This window comes from Nocardia sp. NPDC059236, from assembly GCF_042754085.1.
Lineage (GTDB): Bacteria > Actinomycetota > Actinomycetes > Mycobacteriales > Mycobacteriaceae > Nocardia.
Genome location: NZ_JBHZAF010000077.1, coordinates 1 through 1378, shown reverse-complemented (window position 1 = coordinate 1378; position 1378 = coordinate 1). Strand labels below are relative to the sequence as shown.

The following is a 1378-nucleotide window of genomic DNA, read 5'->3' as shown; positions in this document are numbered from 1 at the left end:
TCGGCCCGACCAACGTGGCCATCCACTGCGTCGCCACCGCCGGAGAGCTCGGCGACATACCGATAGCCGCTGACCTCGGGCAACACATCGACACCAGCAACCTGCCCGTAGAACGCCGTGTGAGGCACAGCCTCGAAGTCGCCCGAGCCCTCAGCGCCTGGAACCATACCGACGAAGCCCTGGCCACTCTGTTGTAAGCCGAGCAGGTCGCCCCCGAACAGGTGCGCCACCACTACCTGAGCCGCGAACTGGTCGTCGGCTGGATCCGCGGCACCCGGGGGCGCCCATCCCAGCCCGTGGCGGACCTAGCCCGCAGGCTTCGCGTCGTCGGTGGCTAGAGTCGATCCCGTGAGCGAGAACGAGCACGAGGCGACAATGGCCACCCCGCGCATAACAGCCGGCGCCCCCTTCTTCGACGACGCCGACCGAGTCCTGCTCGTCGAGCCGTCATACAAGGACTACCGTGAGATCCCCGGCGGATACGTCGAGGAAGGCGAGTCCCCCCTGCAAGCCTGCGAGCGCGAAGTCCACGAGGAACTGGGCATCAAGCCCCCCATCGGCCGCCCGCTCATCGTGGACTGGGCCCCAAACCCGCGCGAGGGAGACAAGGTCCTCTACTTCTTCGACGGCGGCCGCCTCGGCGAGGACTACCGTCAGCAGATCACCCTGCAAGCCGACGAGCTCCGCGGCTACGACGTCCACCCTGCCGACCAGCTCCCCGATCTCACCATCCCGCGTCTCGTACGCCGCATTACGGCTGGCATCCAAGCCCGCGCGGACGGCGTGACCGCCTTCCTGGAACACGGGGAGTCGCCGGACCCAAAGTCGTAACCCGGGTATGGGCATCGCTGTCTGCCCGTAGCACTATCGGTCCAATCGCATGCGACTCCCTCGCTACCTCTAGCTGGATTGCTCAGGCATCAGATCTCCGATACTGCCAATCATTCCCTGCTCAAAGTGTTCCCTTAGAAGCACGAGGCCCTTACTCATGAGAGTCTCGATTGCCCTGTAGGGCTCTGAAGATACCTCATCTGTCGGGTAGAAGATGGCAACTGCCTGTGCCATTATTCCTCCGTCATCGATGCCTGCGGAACTGTAGTTACTCCCACCCCGAGTTCCGAAATATTCATCCCGTTCGAGATTCATACCTTCACGAATCGCGTAGGAGAATCCGAGGCGGGCGAAATCCATGTGATCCCTGGCCGGGAAATTTTGGGCAAGCTCGCTGGCCGCCCTATCAGCCTCAATCGTCAGGCTGATATTCTTAAGGTCTGCCACTATGCGTCACCCTTCACGTTGAGCTTCGTGTGGCGAGCTGAGACACGTTCCAACTCGAATTCAGCAACCAGGTCGCTCCCGAGGGAACGCAGTGCAGTTT

3 protein-coding genes are annotated in these 1378 nt (G+C 62.4%); 1 reads left to right on the top strand and 2 read right to left on the bottom strand.

Features of this window, described 5'->3' with window-relative positions; all coding sequences use genetic code 11:
• The coding region (locus ACFXIV_RS47965) for a hypothetical protein (RefSeq protein ID WP_379421546.1) at nucleotides 1-230 on the bottom strand (230 nt) is incomplete at its 3' end.
• Nucleotides 231-348: 118 nt separating this feature from the next.
• Here ACFXIV_RS47965 and ACFXIV_RS47960 point away from each other — a divergent pair.
• Nucleotides 349-831: an NUDIX domain-containing protein gene (locus tag ACFXIV_RS47960; protein ID WP_379421545.1), complete on the top strand. Its 483-nt coding sequence runs from the start codon at nucleotides 349-351 to the stop codon at nucleotides 829-831.
• A gap of 69 nt (nucleotides 832-900) precedes the next feature.
• Here ACFXIV_RS47960 and ACFXIV_RS47955 read toward each other — a convergent pair whose 3' ends face one another.
• Nucleotides 901-1278: a hypothetical protein gene (locus ACFXIV_RS47955; protein WP_379421544.1), complete on the bottom strand. Its 378-nt coding sequence runs from the start codon at nucleotides 1276-1278 to the stop codon at nucleotides 901-903.
• Nucleotides 1279-1378: the final 100 nt, after the last annotated feature.